A 19398-nucleotide genomic window follows, 5' to 3' on the forward strand; every position below is an offset into this window, starting at 1 on the left:
AATCAAGGTTATGGTAGTCTTAGCGCGATTTTTTCAGGTAACAATGGAATAGTGCTTTGCACTGACTAGGATTAACATGATTAAAAAAAATATGATTACAACTTCATTAGCACTAATGGGTGTTGTCGCTGTAGGTAGCGCGCACGCTGATGAAGGGCAGTGGCAACCGCATCAATTAAAACAATTACAAAGCGAGTTTGACCGCGTTGGTATCGAATTACCGGCTTCACAAGTGGCAGATCTTAACCAGTATCCACTCAATGCAGTGGTTGGTTTAGGCTATTGCTCTGCATCATTTGTGTCACCAAAAGGCTTGGCGGTAACTAATCATCACTGTGCTTATGGCGCGATTCAAAATAACAGCACACCAGAAAACAACTTAATTGAAAAAGGCTTTTTAGCAGCTGACTTGTCAAAAGAATTACCAGCAGGCCCGCAAGAGCGTTTGTACGTAACTGAACAAGTGGATGATGTAACAGATCGCGTACTGGGTAACTTACCAGCGGATCTACACGGCAAAGACCGTTATGAGGCGATTCAAGCAAATCGCAAAGCCTTGATCAGTGAGTGTGAGTCAGATCCTAACTACCGTTGTACGGTACGTGATTTCCACCATGGCTTAGAGTACTTCATGATCAAGCAACTCATGATCAAAGATGTGCGCTTAGTGTATGCCCCGGCAGAAGCGCTGGGTAACTTTGGTGGTGACATCGATAACTTTGAATACCCACGTCATACGGCCGATTTTACCTTTGTACGTGGTTATGTTGGTAAAGATGGCAAGCCTGCAGATTACAGCGAAGATAACGTACCTTATGAGCCAAAGTCGTTCTTAAAAGTGAATGCGAACGGCGTAAGCTTAGGTGATGGCGTGCTGGTGGCAGGTTATCCGGGGCGTACTAGCCGCTATAAGCTTGCAGACGAAGTAAACTATTCAGCGAGTTGGTATTACCCAACATTGCTTAATACTTACAACATGACCCTTGATGTGATTGCCAAGCAAAGCAAAGGCGATGAGCAAGCACAAGTAAAATACGCCTCTCGTGTAAAAAGCACTAACAACCGTTTAAAGAAACTGGAAGGCTTACAAGATGGCTTTAAAGTAACGGATATTCCGGGTATTAAAGCCGCACAAGAGCAAGAGTACCTAGCTTGGTTTGCACAAAGTGCTGAACGTAAAGCTTACGCAGATTCATATCATGCATTGAAAGCATTGTTAGTTGAAGCACATGCTCAGCAACAAAGTCACTTTTACTTTGATTATGCAAAACGCGCAGACTTACTAAGCACGGCGATTCGTTTATACCGCTTAGCAAAAGAGAGCGAAAAGCCTAATGCAGAGCGCGAAATGGGTTACCAAGAGCGCGACCTTCCTATGCTTAAAGCCCGTTTAGAGCGCTTGCAAAAGCAATTTACGCCTGAGGTCGATAAAGCCTTATGGTTAAGCTACTTAGGTAACTATTTAGCGCAAGATAAAGCAGCCCAAGTTGCGGCATTAAACGACGGCTTAGGCATCACAGATACCACTACCCAAGCCGAGCTTGAAGCGATTATTGCGTCTTTCTATGCTAAAACTGAGCTTACAGATGTAGCAGCACGCGTTAACTGGATTGGTAAATCTGTCGCAGAGTTTGAAGCATCAAACGACCCATTCATAAAGCTTGCTGTTGCCCTATACGATACCAACATGGCACAAGAAGCTGATGAAAAAGAAATGGCCGGTCGTTTAGCTGAAATTCGTCCGCAATATATGCAAGCAGTTATCGCCTTCAACAACGCTAAAGGTAAGCCAGTTTACCCTGATGCAAATGGCACATTACGCGTAAGCTATGCACAAGTTGATGGTTACCCAGCGGCAGATGCTGTTTATAAAACACCTTTTACATCACTACGTGGTTTAGTGGCTAAACACACAGGTGAAAAACCATTTGTTGTTACAGATAAAGTACTTGAAGCATACAAAAAGCAAGCGTTTGGCGCGTACTACCGCGGTGACTTAGGTTTACCAGGTGTCAGCTGTAGTTTATTTAGCTTTGGTTGTGAGCCACAAGCGGCTAAACCTCTTGAAGTTAACTCAGTACCAGTCAACTTTTTAAGTAGCGCTGATACCACAGGTGGTAACTCAGGTTCGCCAGTCATGAATGGTAAAGGTGAATTAGTGGGTCTTAATTTTGACTCGACTTATGAATCAATCACTAAAGATTGGTACTTTAACGCCAAAATCACCCGTGCTATTCACGTTGATATTCGATACATGCTTTGGTTAATGGAAGAAGTTGATAACGCAGGTTACCTACTAGATGAAATGACCTTAGTTAAATAACAAAGCTATGTTAATAATAACCGCAGCAATCGCTGCGGTTTTTTTATGTCTCTATTTTATGCCAGTCTAACGTTTTTAATTTGTTTATTTTCAATACTTTTGTAATGTACAAAGCAGATACTTTTACTTGGGAAAAATAATGAGCGCCAAACAAATAATAAAAGCCATTTCAGTCAGTGTTGTGGCAATAACGGCAAGCTTTAATGCCAGTGCAACGAATACCGAAGCAATGTGGCCGGGCACCGCTTACAATCAGCAAATTCCAACATTTAAACAAGTGCTTGGGTACGATGTAGGTGAGCGCATTACAAATTACAGCGATATGCGTCGTTATCTTAGCGCCTTAGAACAAGCTGCGCCTGATCGTATTAAAGTGTTTAAGTACGCAAACAGCTGGGAAGGTCGTGAACTGGTTTATGCAGTGGTTGGCACTGCGGATCATATTCGCTCATTAGAAACCCTCGCCAATAACACCCAAGCCTTGGCTGATCCGCGTATTACCTCTGAAAAAGAAGCTAAGTCGCTAATTAAAAATTTACCGACGTCTGTGTGGCTTCAGTATGCCGTGCACGGTAATGAAATTAGCTCAACCGATGCTGCATTATTTACTGCATATCACTTACTCGCAGCCCCGAATGATGCTGTTAACAGCAAAATTTTAGATAACACAGTGGTGTTTATCGACCCATTACAAAACCCTGATGGCCGTGAGCGCTTTGTTACTCGTTATTATGCAACTGTGGGTCTTGAGCACAGCGCAGACAGGTTAAGTGCAGAGCATAATGAGCCATGGCCAAGAGGCCGAACAAATCATTATTTGTTTGATATGAACCGTGATTGGTTAGCGCTTACTCAGCCTGAAAGTAAAGGTAGGGTGGCTGCAATCAATAAGTATAAACCGCAAGTGGTGGTTGATATTCATGAAATGGGCGGCGACCAATCTTACTACTTTGCACCGGCTGCTCAGCCATTTAATCCGCATATGACGAAAACTCAAATCGCTAACATGGATGCGATTGGGCAAAATCACGCGAAGTATTTTGATGAGTTTGGCTTTGATTATTTTACCCGTGAAATCTTTGATGCCTTTTACCCTGGTTACGGTGATAGCTGGCCAGTTTTTTATGGTGCGTCTGCATCAACTTACGAAGTAGGCTCAGCTCGTGGTCATGTATTTGAGAAAAATACCGGCGAGCTACTCACTTATTTTAATACTGTAAAACGTCAGTTTGTGGCCTCAATTTCGACTGCCGAAGGGGCTGCCAATCAGCGTGAAAAATTACTGGGTGATTTTTACCAATATCAAGTCGATGCGATCGATTCGGGTAAAGATAGCAAAGAGCGTGTGTATATCTTACCTAAGCAAAGTAACCGTGAAGGCGCTCATAGACTAGCAACCTTAATGGCTGAGCATGGTGTTGAAGTTAAGCAAGCAACCGAAGACTTCAAAGCCTGTGGCGTTAAGTATAAAGCGGGTAGCTATTTTATTGATACCGCGCAGCCGCGTGGGGTATTTGTGCGTACCACCTTTACCGACCAAGTAGATATGGCAGAGGCATTTGTAAAAGAGCAAGAAAGACGCCGAGCTCGTAATCTGGATGATGAAATTTACGATGTAACAGGTTGGTCACTGCCAATGATGTTTAATGTTGATAGCGATAGCTGTGGTCGTGCTGTAAGCGCAGACAGTAAAGCAGTTAAGGCCGACGACACATTGCTTGGCAAAGTGAATAACCCTGAAGCCTCAGTGGCTTATATTGTTGCTTGGGGTGATACGGCTGCAGCACGCTTTTTAACCTCAGCACTGCAAGCTGGCATTAAACTGAAAAGTGCTGACCAAGCATTTGTATTAGGTGATAAAACTAACTACCCCGCGGGTAGCTTAGTAATCGAAAAGCGCCTAAACGATAAAGACCTACTCAGCAAAATTAGCCAAATTGCTGAGCAAACAGGTGCAATAGTAAATGGTGTTGACTCAAGCTGGGTGATTGAAGGCCCAAGCTTTGGCAGTAACAAAACAGTGCCAATGGTCGCACCTAAAGTGGCGATTGCATGGGATGCACCGACCAGTGAGCTAAGCGCCGGTAACACCCGTTTTGTTATTGAAAGACAGCTTGGTTACCCCGTCACAGCGATTCGTACGCCAATGCTTGCATGGGCTGATTTAAGTGATTACCAAGTGCTTATTTTACCAGAAGGTAATTACGAGCAAGCACTCGGTAAATCGGGCGCGGCTAATTTAAAAAGCTGGGTTGATGCCGGCGGCGTGTTGATTGCCCTCGGTAATGCTAACCGCTTTACCACAAATGCTGATTACGGTTTATTGGATGTTAAGCGCGAGAAAGCTTACCGAGAAGATAAAGCCGACAGCAGCGATGATAAAAGCAGCAAAGTGGCAGGGCAGTTATTCACTTCTCGCGATGATTTAAAAGCAGCGAGCATTGAGCCACATACATCGCCAGACTATGTAGCCGGTGTACTTGCGAATGTTGAAGTAGACCAAGAGCATTGGTTAACCGCTGGAGTTGATGAAAGCTTAGTTGCAGTGGCTTACGGTAATGATATTTACACGCCAATAAAACTTAACTCAGGTAAAAACTTAGCCTGGTTTACAGGTAAAGATGATGTGCTAGCAAGTGGTTATCTGTGGCAGCAAAATAAAGCACAGCTTGCGTATAAGCCATTGCTTGTTCATCAACCGCAAGGCAAAGGCATGGTGATTGGTTTTACACAATCACCAACTTACCGTGCTTACCTTGAAGGTATGAATGTAATGTTAGCTAACACGATTTTCCGTGCTGCGGCACATGCTCAGTAAGGTTAAAGTTTAAACGAAGAGCCCGCCGATGTTGCGGGTTTTTTTGTGGGCAAAGTTTTAAAGAGTAATGCTCTAAAGGGAGTGAGCAATAAAATAAAAAAGCCCGCAGGGCAAAGTGCGGGCTTTTGAGTTATCCAAAAAAGAAAGTGTTAAGACACAATCCCTAATGGCTTACCTGTTTGCCAAGCGCCACGGGTAAAGTCTGGAATCGTTTTGCTGTTACTTCTATCTGCAACCGATGCCATGCTTTGCGGGAAGATGGATGACCATGCTGCGGCATCGTATACATCTTGATCGAGTGGCTCATTATTACGTAAGCAGTAGATCATGCGCCATAGCATAATGAAGTCCATACCGCCGTGGCCGCCGTTCTTAACCGCTTCTTCACCCATGCGTCTCCACAGAGGATGATCAAATTCGGCACGCCATTTTTCCATATCTTGATCCCAGCTATGGAAGTTTTGTATATATGGCTTACGGCCTTGCGAACCCGCTTTTTCCCATGCAGCTAACTCAGCTTCATATTGTTTTTGATACACTTTTGCAATCGCTGGTGGTACATCTTCAAGGGCAATACGATTCGGGAAACCAGCAAAAGTACCATTAGTCCCTTGAATTAGATTATGACGGCTGTAAGGGCGAGGGCTGGTGGTATCGTGCTGTACCATAATGCTACGACCTTTCACTGTTTTAATAATACTGGTGTTCATATCGCCAGCAACAAACTTAAGCGAACGTCGTTCGTGACCTGCTGGAAATTCACGTTCAGCATAGGCTGCGCGGCCAAGTGCAGGTGAACTGACTGATGTAACAAAGTCAAAACGGTCACCACGGTTGATGTTCATATACTGGGCAACCGGGCCTAAACCATGAGTTGGGTATAAGTTACCGTTTACTTTGGTATGCCAATAAGTACGCCATGAGCCGGTGCTACGGTCAATCTCTTTCATTTGCCAGCGTAGATCATGAATATAAGCCGCTTCACCATGCAGTAATTCACCAAATATACCTTTGCGAACCATGTTTAAAACCATTAACTCATCGCGACCATAGTTAACGTTTTCCATCATCATGCAGTTCTTTTGTGTGCGCTCTGCGGTATTAACTAACTGCCAGCACTCTTCCATGGTGGTTGCTGCAGGTACTTCTACAAAGGCATGTTTACCGCTTTCCATGGTTTCAACACTCATCGGTGTATGCCATTGCCACGGTGTTGAAATGATTACAATATCAATATCTTGTCGAGCCAGCATGTCTAAATAAGCTTTATCAGAACCAGTATAAGCCGTTGGTTTAGGCAAGCCTTTTTCAACAACATAGTTAACTGACTTATCTAACATCACCTGATCGGTGTCACAAATAGCTTTAATTTCAACACCGTCTATATGGCAAAGGTGTTTAACATGGCCGCTACCACGTTGACCAACACCAATAAAACCAACACGTACTACATCCATCGCTGGCACAGCTAAGCCCATTACGCTTTTACCTTGTGCGGCCAGCGTCGGTTGTTGATTGTCACCTTGTTGGCTTTTCGCACAGCCAGTCACGACTGTCGCAGCAGTGATTGCTGCGGCAGATTTTAAGAAACTACGTCTATCAATTGTCATAACGATACCTAATTCACTGAGATTATTTTTTAATATGGGTTTCAGTTCTTTCTGTTATATCTCAACTTAAAGCTAATTACAATGAATTAGGTTTCACAGACTTTCGATTTTAATCTTTTTAGCGAATTTATCAGGGTTTTATTGATTTTTACCCATCCATAACGTTTGCTTTCTTACTTTCATTATCTTTCGTTTTATTGCGAAGTGTTTCGTTGTGTGATACCGTAATTTCAAATCACGTATTTAACATTAGTGCAAGCTGCTTGGAGAAAACACCATGAATGCATTGAAAACAATTATTAACAATAACCGAGCAGGTCAAGCGCAGGGGATTTATTCTGTGTGCTGTGCGCACCCGCTCGTAATTGAAGCTGCGATGCTGCAAGCAATAAAAGATGATTCTGAGTTATTGATTGAAGCAACTGCGAATCAGGTTAATCAATTTGGTGGCTACACGGGCATGCAGCCAAAAGACTTTGTTGAATTTGTTCACGAAATTGCAGACAAAGTAGGACTTGATAAACACCGTATTATTTTGGGTGGTGACCATCTAGGGCCTGTTTGCTGGGTTAATGAGCCTGCAGAACAAGCAATGCAAAAAGCCGTTGATTTAGTTAAAGCTTACGCAAGTGCGGGTTTTAAGAAGATTCATCTTGATACCAGTATGCCATGTAGCGATGATGAAGTGTGTTTAGCCGATGCTGAAATCGCTAAGCGTGCAGCACTAATGTGCCAAGCAGCTGAGTCTGTATGCCAAGAGCAAGATATTTTATATGTGGTGGGAACTGAAGTTCCTCCACCCGGTGGTGCAAAAGAAGATCTTGAAGTGATCGAAGTAACGCATGTTGAGGGTGTACAACAAACGATAAAGTTACATCAAGATGCTTTTAATGAATTAAATATCGCTGATGTTTGGTCTCGCGTAATTGCGGTTGTTGTTCAACCGGGTGTTGAATTTGATAATCATCAGGTTTTTGATTACCAACGAAGTGAAGCACAACAACTGAAAGAGTTTATCACCCGTGTTGATAATCTTGTTTATGAAGCTCACTCGACAGATTATCAACCAGATCATTGTTACCACGAGTTGGTTCAAGATCATTTCGCTATTTTGAAAGTAGGGCCACAGCTAACCTACGCATTACGTGAAGGGTTATTCGCATTATCGTACATTGAAGATCAACTTATTGAACCATCGCGCCGTTCTAATATTCGCGCAGTTTGCGAGCGAGTTATGCTCGAAAAGCCAGGTTATTGGAATAAGTTTTATCCGACTGACGAGCCAGAAGCGGCAATTTATCGTGCATATAGCTATAGTGATCGTATTCGTTATTACTGGCCTGAAGATGAAATTAAGTACGCTGTAGAAACCTTATTTGCGAACCTAGAAGCGCAGATCATTCCACAAACGTTACTCAGTCAATTTATGCCAATGCAATATAAAGCATTAATCAAAAGAGAAATTACCTCGTTACCGCGAGAGTTAGTGATCAATAAAATAATGGAAGTAACGAATACTTATTCGCTTGCTTGTAATCAATAAGTTATGTGAGAGAGAATGAATGATGACGCAATTTTTATCATTAGATGTAGCCGATCTTAAGCAACAAAATGCTTATTGGACAGCAAAAGAAATAAGCCAGCAACCAGAATCATGGTGTAATACAGCTGCTATTGTTGAAAACCACCGTACAGAAATTAAAAACTTTTTAGCCCCGATCCTTGCACTGAAGAAACTGCAAATTGTATTAACAGGTGCAGGAACATCGGCGTATGTGGGTGAAGCGCTTGCTCCTCACTTAACTGCAAAAACAGACCTTGATGTACGTGCAATAAGTACCACTGATATTGTTTCTAATCCTTTGGGTTATTTGCAAAAAACCACGCCTACTTTGTTGGTATCTTATGCGCGCTCGGGTAACAGCCCTGAAAGTGTCGCTGCGGTTGATTTGGCCGATGAAGTGCTTGATCAATGTTATCACTTAGTGATTACCTGTAATGAACAAGGGGAGCTGGCAAAACGAGCTAATAATCAAGAGAATAGTTTTTGCCTATTAATGCCTAAAGAAACGCTTGATGAAAGTTTTGCAATGACTAGCAGCTTCTCTTCAATGCTAATTTCTACCTTGTGTATTTTTACACCCGATGTGAATCAATTGGCGCATTTAGCAACACAAACTGAGCAGCTTATTGAAACGCAATTGCAGAGTATTAAAGCATTTACAGATTCAGATATGGAACGACTGGTTATTTTAGGGGCTGGCTCGTTATTAGGTTATGCAAAAGAAGCTGCATTGAAATGTTTGGAGTTAACTAATGGCGACTTAATCAGCTATTTTGAAACACCACTTGGTTTTCGTCATGGCCCTAAAACAATTATTAATGACAAAACAGCCGTGTTGTTAATGTCATCAAGTGATAAGTACAGCAGCCTTTATGATACGGACCTATACAATGAGCTAGTCAATGACCAGCAATGTTCAGCGGTAAAAAAATTAACAGTCGATAGTGAACTGGTCGAGCTAGATGATGTTTGGCAAGGCCTGTATTATATTGTCTATTGTCAGATTTTTGCATTTTTCAAATCAATTTCACTCGGTTTAACACCTGACAACCCTTGTCCTACGGGCGAAGTTAACCGTGTTGTAAAAGGGGTAACTATTTACCCATTAACTTCTCGCTAAGCGACGTTGGGTAGAATATGGCTGTTTATGGACTCGATATTGGCGGAACGAAGATAGAAACCGCTATTTTTAATGATATTTTAGAGCAACAGCAGAGTTGGCGAATTTCGACGCCAACTCAAAATTATCAGGAGTTTTTAGAAGCAATTCATCAGCAAGTGTTAAAGGCTGATCAACTCAGTGGTTGCAAAGGGGCAGTTGGCATTGGTATGCCAGGAATCGTAAATGATGATGGTAAAGTTTTATCGGCAAACGTGCCTTGTGCATCTGGTCGAGTTATTGCTAATGACTTGCAAGCATTGTTACAACGACCTGTCGCCATACTGAATGACACCCGCTGTTTTGCTTTATCTGAAGCCAATGGTGGAGCCGGCGAAGGGTATAGCCGTGTTTTTGGTGCTATTGTTGGCACTGGCGCTGCAGGTGGCATGTGTATTAATGGCGAGCTGTTCAATCAAGGGTTAGGTATGTCGGGTGAATATGGTCATTTACCACTTTCTGCCTATCTACAACAAAAATACCAACTGCCGGTTTTAAAATGTGGCTGTGGTTTGAATGGCTGTGTTGAGAGTTATATCGCAGGGCCGGGTGTGCAGACGCTTTATAAGCATATTACTCAATCTCCTAAGTCAGCGATTGAGTGGGCTAACGATATTAAGCATGGCGATGAGCAAGCACTGGCCGTGCTCGGGTGTTATTTAGATATTCTTGGCGAGACCTTTGCGGCCGTGAGTAAAAGTCTTCATCCCGAAGTTATAGTATTAGGGGGTGGCTTGTCTTTAATTGACGCTATCGTTGAAAAACTCCCTGATGCGATTCAGTCGCACCTGTTTTCTGGTTTTACAGTTCCAGAGGTAAAACGGGCAAAATTTGGTGATTCTAGCGGCGTAAGAGGCGCTGCAATAATAGGAAGTGTTCATGCTATTTCCTCAACATCTTGATTGTTATTACTTAAAAGCTGCTAAGGTGATCACAGCCGAGGCAGTGTTAAATCATCATGCTGTGCTTGTAAAACACGGTAAAATTATGGCTATTACTGAAGATTGCGAGCCAGGTATTGAGATTATTGATTTAGGGGATCAGAGTATATTTCCGGGCTTTATCGATTTGCATATTCATGGTCGGGAAGGCTGCGATATTATGGACGGCACCCCAGAATCTCTAGAGACCATTTCTCGCTCTTTAGCTAAGCACGGTGTTACCGGTTTTGTCGGCACAACAGTGACCGCAGATTGGGACGTATCAATACAAGCTTATAAAAATATGGCGAGTGCCTACCAAAAAGGCCTGACTGGTGCACAGCTACTTGGTGCTTATAACGAAGGATTATTCTTCGCTGAAGCGCATAAGGGAGCACACAATGAGTCATTCTTTTTAGAGCTTACAAAGCAGCGTTTTGATGAGATTTATGCTGCTTGCGATGGCTGTTTAACCTCTTTTGCATTGGCGCCAGAGTTACTTGAATCGCCCGACATGATCCGCTATATCACCGACAAGGGAGTGCGGGTAATGCTAGGCCATACTGATGCCAGTTTTGATCAAACGACACAAGCACTAGAGCATGGTGCATGTGGCGGGGTACATATTTTTAATGGTATGCGCGGTATTCATCATCGTGATCCTGGTTGTACCGGCGCACTGTTGATGGACAACGATGCAATGGTTGAGCTTATTCCGGATGGAATTCATTTGCATCCGAGCATAATGAACATGGTTTATCGTTTAAAAGGGGCAGATAAAATAGCTCTTATTACAGACTGTGTCAGCGCGGGTGGCTTACAAGATGGTCGTTATCGATTAGGTGAGCTTCCTATTTTGGTTGAGCAAGGTGTTGCGCGAACCGAAAGTGGCTCTTTAGCAGGCAGTACATTAACGATGGAAGTGGGCGTTGAACGTTTCTATAACTTAACCGACGCAAGCTTAGTTGAAGCGACTAATATGGCCAGTTTAGTCCCGGCTGAATTTTTAAATAAAGCCGACTCTATCGGAAGTATTGCTGTAGGAAAAGTGGCAAATTTTGCTGTGCTCGACAACAGCTTTACTGTTCGTGCAACCATCTGTGCTGGTAAGCAAATATACGAGAACTAACATACACGAATGCAGGCAAAAGTGTTTGATGCCATTGTTATTGGCAGTGGTATTACTGGCGGCTGGGCTGCTAAAGAACTGACCGAAAAAGGCCTTAACGTGCTGTTACTTGAGCGCGGCAGGCAGGTTGTGCATGGAAGCGATTATACAACGGCTTTTAAAGAAGACTGGCAACTGCCATTTCGTGACAGACCCAGCCTGCTAGAAAAGCGGAATCAAGCTAAACAAGCGCGCACTGGCTATGCTACTAAGCAATCAATAAAACATTGGTTTGTGAATGATTTGCAGCATCCTTACCGAGAAACGCAGCGCTTTGATTGGATCAGAGGCTATCATTTAGGCGGGCGTTCATTAACTTGGGGACGTCAGTGTTTACGCCTCAGCGATCTTGATTTTGCTGCTAACAAACAAGATGGCCACGGCATTGATTGGCCTGTTCGCTATCAAGATATTGCGCCTTGGTACGATAAAGTCGAAGCTTACATCGGGGTTATTGGTGAAGCACTCAATTTACCGCAATTACCCGATGGCCACTTTTTACCGCCTTTCCAACTCAATGCCGTAGAGCAGCATCTAAAACGCAGTTTACTAAATCATTATAAAAACCGTCATGTAACGATAGGGCGTGTCGCCCATTTAACACAGGCAAAACCTGAGCAAGGTCGTGCCCCATGCACCAAGCGCAACCGCTGTATGCGAGGTTGCCCAACCGGTAGTTATTTTAGTAGTTTAGCCTCGACCTTGCCTGCTGCAATGCGTACAGGGCGACTGACCATTCAGGCTCACTCCATTGCCAAAGAGATTATTTACAACCCAGAAACTAGGCAAGCCACAGGTGTGAAAGTGATTGATGTTGAATCTAAAAAAGAGCGTATCGAACGGGCTAATATTATTTTTTGCTGTGCATCAACTGTGGCAACAACAGCCTTGTTATTAAATTCAACTTCTGCACGTTTTCCTAATGGCTTAGGGAATGATAGTGGAGAGCTTGGTCATAACCTAATGGATCATCATTTTCGGGTTGGCGCCACGGGTGAGCCGAAAGGCTTTGCTGATGATTATAATGATGGCGATAGACCCGTTGGCTTTCATATCCCACGTTTTCGAAACCTTGATGATAAAGAGCAACATAACTTTATTCGCGGCTATGGTTATCAAGGGTACGCGACACGTAAAGATTGGCGACGCGGTTTTAAAGAGCTCAGTTTTGGCAAAGCTTTTCGTGAAGAGCTTGCCAAACCAGGGCCTTGGCAAGTTGCTTTGATAGGTTTTGGGGAATGTCTGCCTTATCATCACAATAAAATGAGCTTAGACCCTGTATTAAAAGATGAGTGGGGGCTGCCATTAGTTAATTTTGATTGTCAGTTTGGTGAAAACGAGCTGCGTATGCGAGAAGATATGAAAGCACAGGCAGTTGAGATGCTAACAAAGGCCGGTTACCAGAACGTGCAACCCTATGATAAGGGATCTGCACCGGGACAAGCGATCCATGAAATGGGCACTGCCCGTATGGGGCAAGATCCTAAAAGCTCTGTTCTTAATCGCTATAACCAAATTCATAGTGTGCGTAATGTCTATGTTACTGATGGCTCATTTATGTGCTCATCAGCTTATCAAAACCCCTCTCTAACCTATATGGCATTTACTGCTAGAGCGGCGGATCATGCCGTTAAGCATTATCACAATGGAGTGTTTAATGGCTGATCTACAGAGGCGACAGGCTATTAAATATTTATCGGCATTATTAGGTGTTGCTATTACGCCAGTGGCCGCTACTCAGTTGTTTGATAACATGGATGACAGCCATTTTGAAGTGCTAAAAGAAGCGGCGCATCGGGATGTCGTCAGGCAGATGCAAGCGGTTATTTTAGAGTTAGACCCCGCCGAACAGCTATATTTTGATTTAGTGGCTTTTACAGATTTGATGTTGGCTAACACCGTCACAGCTACTGAACGGATGCAGTGTTTACAAGGCGCTGAATTAATTGCGCAGGGTAATTCCTGTGCACCACAGCTGGCTAACAAATTAAAACGCTTGTTTGCTATTAGTGAACAGCAGTATCAGCAAGTAATTGAGCTGCAAGGGGTACCGATTTCACAGGTAACTCCAGCTAAGCATGAAGAATACTTAATGTATAAGTGTATCTTCACCGTACGCGAGTTTTTATTATTAGGGTATTTTACATCAGAGAAAATAGCAGGCTCTGCTTAGTGGCATCGCCTGCGAACGATTTATTTACGCCAACTTGTTAGCTTGTGACCAATCAATGCGTAATAAAGAATAAATCCATAACAAGTTAATAATAATAAGTATGCTTGCTGAGCATTCCCTGTAAATTCTGCAAACACACCATATACAAGCGGCAGTAATGCTCCACCAGAAATCCCCATGATTAATAGTGCGGCACCCGTTTGGGTTTTACTCCCCAAGTTTGCCAGCGCCATAGGCCAAATAGTGGGCCAAACCAGCGCATTTGATAAGCCAAGCAGGGCTACAAATAATACCGTATCAGGGAAACTGTTATCAGCGAGCCAAAATAGTAAAATATTAGAGAGTGCTGTTTGTTGCGTGTCTACAAAAATAATACCGAGTGAAAATACGCAGCCACTCAATGCTGAGAATAGCAGGGCTTGTTGCTGAGTAAAAAAGCGCGGAATAAGCACAATCCCTAATACATAGCCTAGCACCATAAAACCCATGGTGTAAGAGGTGAGTTCAGCAAATTGTAGTATGCCTTGCTCCTTACCATATAGACCTATGGTATCACCGGCGATAACTTCTGCACCGATATAAAAGAATAAAGCAATCACACCTAAAATTAAGTTTGGAAATTGCAAAATAGATTGCTCTTCGCTGCTACTAATTGCTTGAGGTTGTTCAATATCAGGTAATGGAGCAAACATAATTAACGCAGCCAAAATTGCCAGTGAAATCGCCATAGCCATGTAAGGGCTAATTAAGCGGTTTGCTAATTCTTGTAATTGAAGTTGTTTTTGAAGGTCACTGAGTTGTGCCAAGGCTTCAGGGCTAAAGTTGGCAATATCACTGAACACGATGGCAGAGAAAAGTAATGGAGCAACTACACCTGCACTTTTGTTCAAAATACCCATGATACTAATGCGCACCGCCGCTGTATCTTTTGACCCTAGCAACACAATATACGGGTTAGCAGCTGTTTGTAGTAAGGTCAGACCGCTCCCTAATGTAAACAAGGCGACTAAAAATAACCAATAGGCTTGTGTTTGTGCTGCCGGTATAAATAATAAGGCGCCCAAAGCCATGATGGCCAAGCCAAATGACATACCATGCTTATAGCTGAATGCCTGTAAAATTTTCGCACTGGGTAATGCCATTACCGTATAGGCAATATAAAATACCAGTGTGACCATATAGGCTTCGATGTGATTGAGATCACAGACCATTTGTAAAAATGGGATCAAAGAGCCATTAAGCCAAGTGATAAAGCCGAATAAAAAGAACAGTCCGCCAATAATCACCATTGGAAGAAGCTGGCTGCGAGCGATATATTGTGGCTGAGCTATGAGTGAACTTTTTGTTGTCATTTTTTTCACCAAGGTGGTTTTTTTTATTCACTATAAAACAAAGTTCGTAAGTTTTGAAAGTTTTATTTTATTTCGAAACTAATTTTAGCTTTACAACCGTAAAGTGTGTAGTATTGATGTATTACTTTGAAAGCAGTTTTAAACCAACAGGGCAGTTATGCTAACCACAATCGAAAGAAGACAAAAAATCGTCCTTATGACTGAAGAAAAGGGCAAAGTTAGTGTGAAAGATCTGGCTAAAACCTTTGATATTTCAGAGGTTAGTATACGCCATGATCTTAATGAACTAGGTAAGCGCGGCTTAGTCGTGCGTTCGCGTGGTGGGGCAATCGCTTGCGATAAGCTTGCCAAAGAGCTTTCGGTAAAAGATAAACATAACGAAAACTACGCAATTAAAGTTCAGCTGGCGAAAGCTGTTGCAAATTTAGTTGAAGATGGCGATTCATTAATTATTGACTCAGGTACCACCACTGAAGAAGTTGCCAAAGCACTCACAAGCAAAAAAGCGCTAACGGTGATGACTAATGGTTTGAATATTGCGCACGTATTAGCCGATATCGACGATGCAAATGTATTTATGCTCGGTGGCCAATTACGCAAGAAATCCTTGTCTTTCTACTCCAATGAGGTTGAGCAAGCACTGAGTAAATATAACTTCAAAAAGGTTATTTTAGGTGTTGATGGCATCGATTCTGAAGCGGGGATCACCACTCATTACGAGCCTGAGGCAATGTTAAATAGAACCATGTGTACTCGCGCAGACAAAGTCATTGCAGTGACTGATTCGAGTAAATTTGGTAAACGTGCCTTGTATAATGTCCTACCGCTTAAATCAATAGATGTTCTGGTTACTGACAAAAATATGCCAACTGAATTTGTTGAATCTTTAACAAACCTAGGCATAGAAGTGATCATCGTTTAATACAAAAACAATAGAATACTGTAAACATATTTCTAAAAGGCAACCTTAGGTTGCCTTTTTTGTTGCCTAGTTAATACGATTTTCTTGTTCCTTTCAAAATAATTAAAAAAAATCCTTCCTGTAGCTTTCGAAATTAAACGTACGCCATTAAAGGCTTTTGAAGCGATTGATGACTATTTTAACGCTTTTTTCGTAACAATCGAAAGTTTCACTAGGTAATTATTTATTGATGGGTTGTTTCATTTTGTTATAAATTAAGTGTGAGGCCTTACTTAAGTACTATTTTTTATAGTCAACAAATCAGAATATTAAAAAAACAGGAAATCACCATGGCAACAACAGCTAGAAAAACATACCTGAGCGTATTGATAAGCTCGATACTGGCTTCGTCAGTCAGTTTCGCAGCCTCTGCACAACAGCAAGAGAATAATAACAATAACCAAGTCGAAGAGGATGTTGAGGTTATTGAGGTTACAGGGATACGTAGCAGCATTAAAGAATCAAACTTTCGTAAAAGAGAAGCAACAACGGTTGTTGATGTTGTAGTTGCGGACGACATTGGTAAGTTTCCCGATGAAAACTTAGCTGAAGCATTACAGCGTATTCCTGGTATCACCATTACCCGTAATGGCGGTGAGGGGCAAAATATTTTAGTACGTGGTTTAGGTGGTGGCTACAACATTACCACCTTGAATGGCCGTAAACTGGCGTCTGAAAATTCAGGCCGTGACTTTAACTTTGATACCATTGCCTCAGAGTTAGTCGGAGCACTGCAAGTTTATAAATCACCAGAAGCACGCTTAATTGAAGGGGGGATTGGTGCGGTTGTTGATATCGAAACTCGCAAACCACTTGATCAAGACGGTTTCACGTTAAGTGCTTCAGCAAAGGGGATTTATGAATCGCGCACGGGAGATGTACACCCGCATGCTTCATTCATCATAGGTGACAACTTTAATGATGATACCTTTGGTGTGCTTTTCTCTGGGGCCTATTCAAAGAAAACCTTACGTGCAGACACATACTCTGCAAGCGGCTTTTTTGATGAAGAAGAGGGCTGGGGAGCAGACAGTGCCGGTGTGCCAGTCGATATGAATGGCAACGGAGAAATTGACGGGCAAAGCGAAATATTTGCCTCAAAAATTCCGAGTTACATGTATTTTGCCAACGCGCAAGATGTGCGTGAACGCGTCGGTGCGACGTTAGCAATGCAATGGCGCCCAACAGATACCCTAGATATTAACTTTGATGCCTTATATTCACGTTACAACACCGATGGTCACCGTTATCAAATCGGTTTTGTTAACTACGACGAAAGCTGGACGCCAGGCACGCCCGTTTTTACCGATGCACAATTTGATGACTCAGGCCGAGTGGTATCAATGACGCAAACCGGTAATACTATGGTGGAGTTATTAAACTTAACCAATCCTCGAAAAACAGATACGTATCAGTTTGCCCTTAATGCCAAATGGTATCCCATGGATGGCCTAACACTGGCTGTGGATGTTGCGCATTCAAAAGCGAAAAATGAAAATGGCGGTGATAATCGCTTTATTGTTGCCCGTGGTTTTATTGACTCGATTGGCATTGATTACACCACTGGTAATATGCTGCCAGATGTTACTTTATCGCCGGGCTTAACAGCGGATCAATCATACGGTGCGCACTATAGCCGTAATACAGGTACCGGGGTTGAAGACACTATCAATGACTTTAAGTTTACCGGTACATTTTTGCCTGAAAGTGATTTAGTTACCCGTATCGATTTTGGCTTAACATACCTTGAGCAAACCAAGAGCCAACTGGAATATGCTTCAAAAAATGCAAGTCAATTTAGTAATGGTGGCCAATACTTAGATCGTGACGGTTATGAATTTGATGACAGCACGGTAGTAAATGTAGGTGACTTTAACCTATTTGAAATCCCAAGTGACGTGTTTGTTGAGGCGAATTTCGATAACTTCTTAGAAGGTGAAAGTAGCATTACACCTGAGCCATGGCCAAGTTTCGATTACGATAAGTTACTTGCTTATTATCGTTCAATTAATGCTGAAGCTACAGACAAGAGCATTGTTGCCTCGCTTAATTCATCGGGTACTTATGAGGTAACAGAAGAAGTTCTTACCGCGTATGCGCAAGTGACGCTTGAAAGCACTCTTGCAAAAATGCCGTATATGCTAAATGTTGGTATTCGTGGTTCACAAACAGAAGTGAGCTCTAAAGGGTCGGTGTATGATTTATCGTTAATTGACTTACAAGAAGATGGTAAACCACTTGAAAATGGTTGGCGCGAAACCGTTCAGCAATCATTTGAAGGGGATTACAGCAATATTTTACCAAGCATGAACTTTAAGCTTAGCATTACTGATGATTTGATTTACCGTTTTTCTGCGGCACAAGTGATTAGCCGCCCATCGTTAGGCTATTTACGCCCATGGCTTGCGCCAAACTTTGATACGTATCGTGAAGGGTTACCACAACTTTCGATGGGCGATTCATCGTTAACACCAGAAGAAGCTAATCAAGCCGATATGACCTTAGAGTGGTACTTTGAAGACAGCAGCTCGTTAAGTGGTGGGGTGTTTGTCAAAGACCTGAAATCATTTATCGATTACGTAGAAAGCCCCGTTGAAATTGAAGGTGTGCGTTACTTTGCATCTTACCCTGGTAAGAGTAAGTACGGTGCAACGATCAAAGGGGCTGAGTTTGCTTATCAGCAGTCGCTTGAAAACTTATTACCAGAACCTTTCAATGGCCTAGGCTTTCAGCTTAACTATACCTATGTAGACAGTAGCTACGATGAGCCAGAGCTTAAAGAGTCAGGCTTGCCATTTAGAGGCATGTCGAAAAACTCATATAACGCCGTGGTTTACTATGAGCAATATGGTTTCCAAGCACGTTTAGCGTATAACTGGCGCAGCAAATTCTTGTCGGATCCAGATGCGTGGGGTGGCCCTTATTGGATCTCTGATTATGGTCAGTTAGATGCCAGCATGAGCTATAACATCAGTGATCAATTCACTGTGTTTGCTGAAGCAACTAACTTAACGAATGAGCGTTATTGGGGTTACACCAAACGCACTGACCAAGTCAGTTACCTTGAGCGCTTTGGTACTCAGGTCGCATTAGGTATACGTGCTAGCTTTTAATCTTTGTATTCCCAGTTGTTAGTGTTGTTCAAGCGCCTGCAAAGGCGCTTTTATTTTTAAAAAATGAGGTTGTTATGGCAGGAATTAGTGTTTGGCAATTAGTCATTATTGCCGCAATTGTGGTGCTGTTATTTGGCACAAAAAAGCTCTCTCGAATAGGTGGTGATTTAGGGACGTCAGTTAAAGGGTTTAAACGCGCTATGCACGATAAACCCAATGATGAAACCTAGTTAGCAA

Annotated in this window: 12 protein-coding genes and 1 pseudogene; 11 read left to right on the forward strand and 2 right to left on the reverse strand. The window is 42.6% G+C overall.

The window, feature by feature from the left end:
- The first annotated feature begins 94 nt into the window (after window positions 1-94).
- Window positions 95-2323 (forward strand): S46 family peptidase, encoded by a 2229-nt coding sequence (locus L1267_RS06790; protein WP_442960553.1) that lies wholly within the window; start codon window positions 95-97, stop codon window positions 2321-2323.
- Between the two features lie 139 nt (window positions 2324-2462).
- Window positions 2463-5141, forward strand: coding sequence for a M14 family metallopeptidase (locus tag L1267_RS06795; RefSeq protein ID WP_138556756.1), 2679 nt, complete (start codon window positions 2463-2465; stop codon window positions 5139-5141).
- 149 nt (window positions 5142-5290) lie between these two features.
- Here the strand turns inward: L1267_RS06795 and L1267_RS06800 are convergent, their stop codons facing one another.
- Window positions 5291-6751, reverse strand: a complete 1461-nt coding sequence (locus tag L1267_RS06800) for a Gfo/Idh/MocA family protein (protein ID WP_235382429.1) — start codon at window positions 6749-6751, stop codon at window positions 5291-5293.
- 277 nt (window positions 6752-7028) lie between these two features.
- Between L1267_RS06800 and L1267_RS06805 the strand changes: the two genes are divergently transcribed.
- Genes L1267_RS06805 through L1267_RS06830 form a run of 6 tightly spaced genes read left to right on the forward strand, consistent with a single transcriptional unit; the run spans window position 7029 to window position 13735 of the window.
- Window positions 7029-8294 (forward strand): D-tagatose-bisphosphate aldolase, class II, non-catalytic subunit, encoded by a 1266-nt coding sequence (locus tag L1267_RS06805; protein WP_235382430.1) that lies wholly within the window; start codon window positions 7029-7031, stop codon window positions 8292-8294.
- A gap of 19 nt (window positions 8295-8313) precedes the next feature.
- Entirely contained in the window at window positions 8314-9435 is a 1122-nt protein-coding gene (locus L1267_RS06810) for an SIS domain-containing protein (RefSeq protein WP_235382431.1), read from the forward strand.
- Window positions 9436-9452: 17 nt separating this feature from the next.
- On the forward strand, window positions 9453-10376 hold the full coding sequence (locus tag L1267_RS06815; RefSeq protein WP_135923470.1) for an ROK family protein: 924 nt from the start codon (window positions 9453-9455) through the stop codon (window positions 10374-10376).
- Window positions 10354-11523: an N-acetylglucosamine-6-phosphate deacetylase gene (gene nagA, locus L1267_RS06820; protein WP_138556752.1), complete on the forward strand. Its 1170-nt coding sequence runs from the start codon at window positions 10354-10356 to the stop codon at window positions 11521-11523. The genes L1267_RS06815 and nagA overlap by 23 nt, the downstream gene beginning before the upstream one ends.
- A gap of 9 nt (window positions 11524-11532) precedes the next feature.
- Window positions 11533-13227: an FAD-dependent oxidoreductase gene (locus tag L1267_RS06825; RefSeq protein WP_235382432.1), complete on the forward strand. Its 1695-nt coding sequence runs from the start codon at window positions 11533-11535 to the stop codon at window positions 13225-13227.
- A complete protein-coding gene (locus L1267_RS06830) occupies window positions 13220-13735 on the forward strand; it encodes a hypothetical protein (protein ID WP_235382433.1) in 516 nt (171 codons plus the stop codon). Before L1267_RS06825 ends, L1267_RS06830 begins: the two co-directional genes overlap by 8 nt.
- Before the next feature lie 20 nt (window positions 13736-13755).
- Here L1267_RS06830 and L1267_RS06835 read toward each other — a convergent pair whose 3' ends face one another.
- Window positions 13756-15087, reverse strand: a complete 1332-nt coding sequence (locus L1267_RS06835) for a sugar MFS transporter (protein WP_235382434.1) — start codon at window positions 15085-15087, stop codon at window positions 13756-13758.
- Window positions 15088-15244: 157 nt separating this feature from the next.
- Between L1267_RS06835 and agaR the strand changes: the two genes are divergently transcribed.
- The 3 genes and pseudogenes from agaR to tatA form a co-directional block, all read left to right on the forward strand.
- Window positions 15245-16009 (forward strand): transcriptional repressor AgaR, encoded by a 765-nt coding sequence (agaR, locus tag L1267_RS06840; protein WP_135923474.1) that lies wholly within the window; start codon window positions 15245-15247, stop codon window positions 16007-16009.
- 329 nt (window positions 16010-16338) lie between these two features.
- Complete coding sequence (locus tag L1267_RS06845) at window positions 16339-19161, forward strand: TonB-dependent receptor (RefSeq protein WP_235382435.1); 2823 nt, start codon at window positions 16339-16341, stop codon at window positions 19159-19161.
- A 74-nt stretch (window positions 19162-19235) separates the two neighbouring features.
- Window positions 19236-19385, forward strand: a pseudogene (tatA, locus tag L1267_RS06850) (twin-arginine translocase TatA/TatE family subunit); the annotation flags it as partial.
- Window positions 19386-19398: the final 13 nt, after the last annotated feature.

Origin of the sequence: Pseudoalteromonas sp. OFAV1 (assembly GCF_021532595.1) — a bacterium.
GTDB lineage: Bacteria > Pseudomonadota > Gammaproteobacteria > Enterobacterales > Alteromonadaceae > Pseudoalteromonas > Pseudoalteromonas lipolytica_C.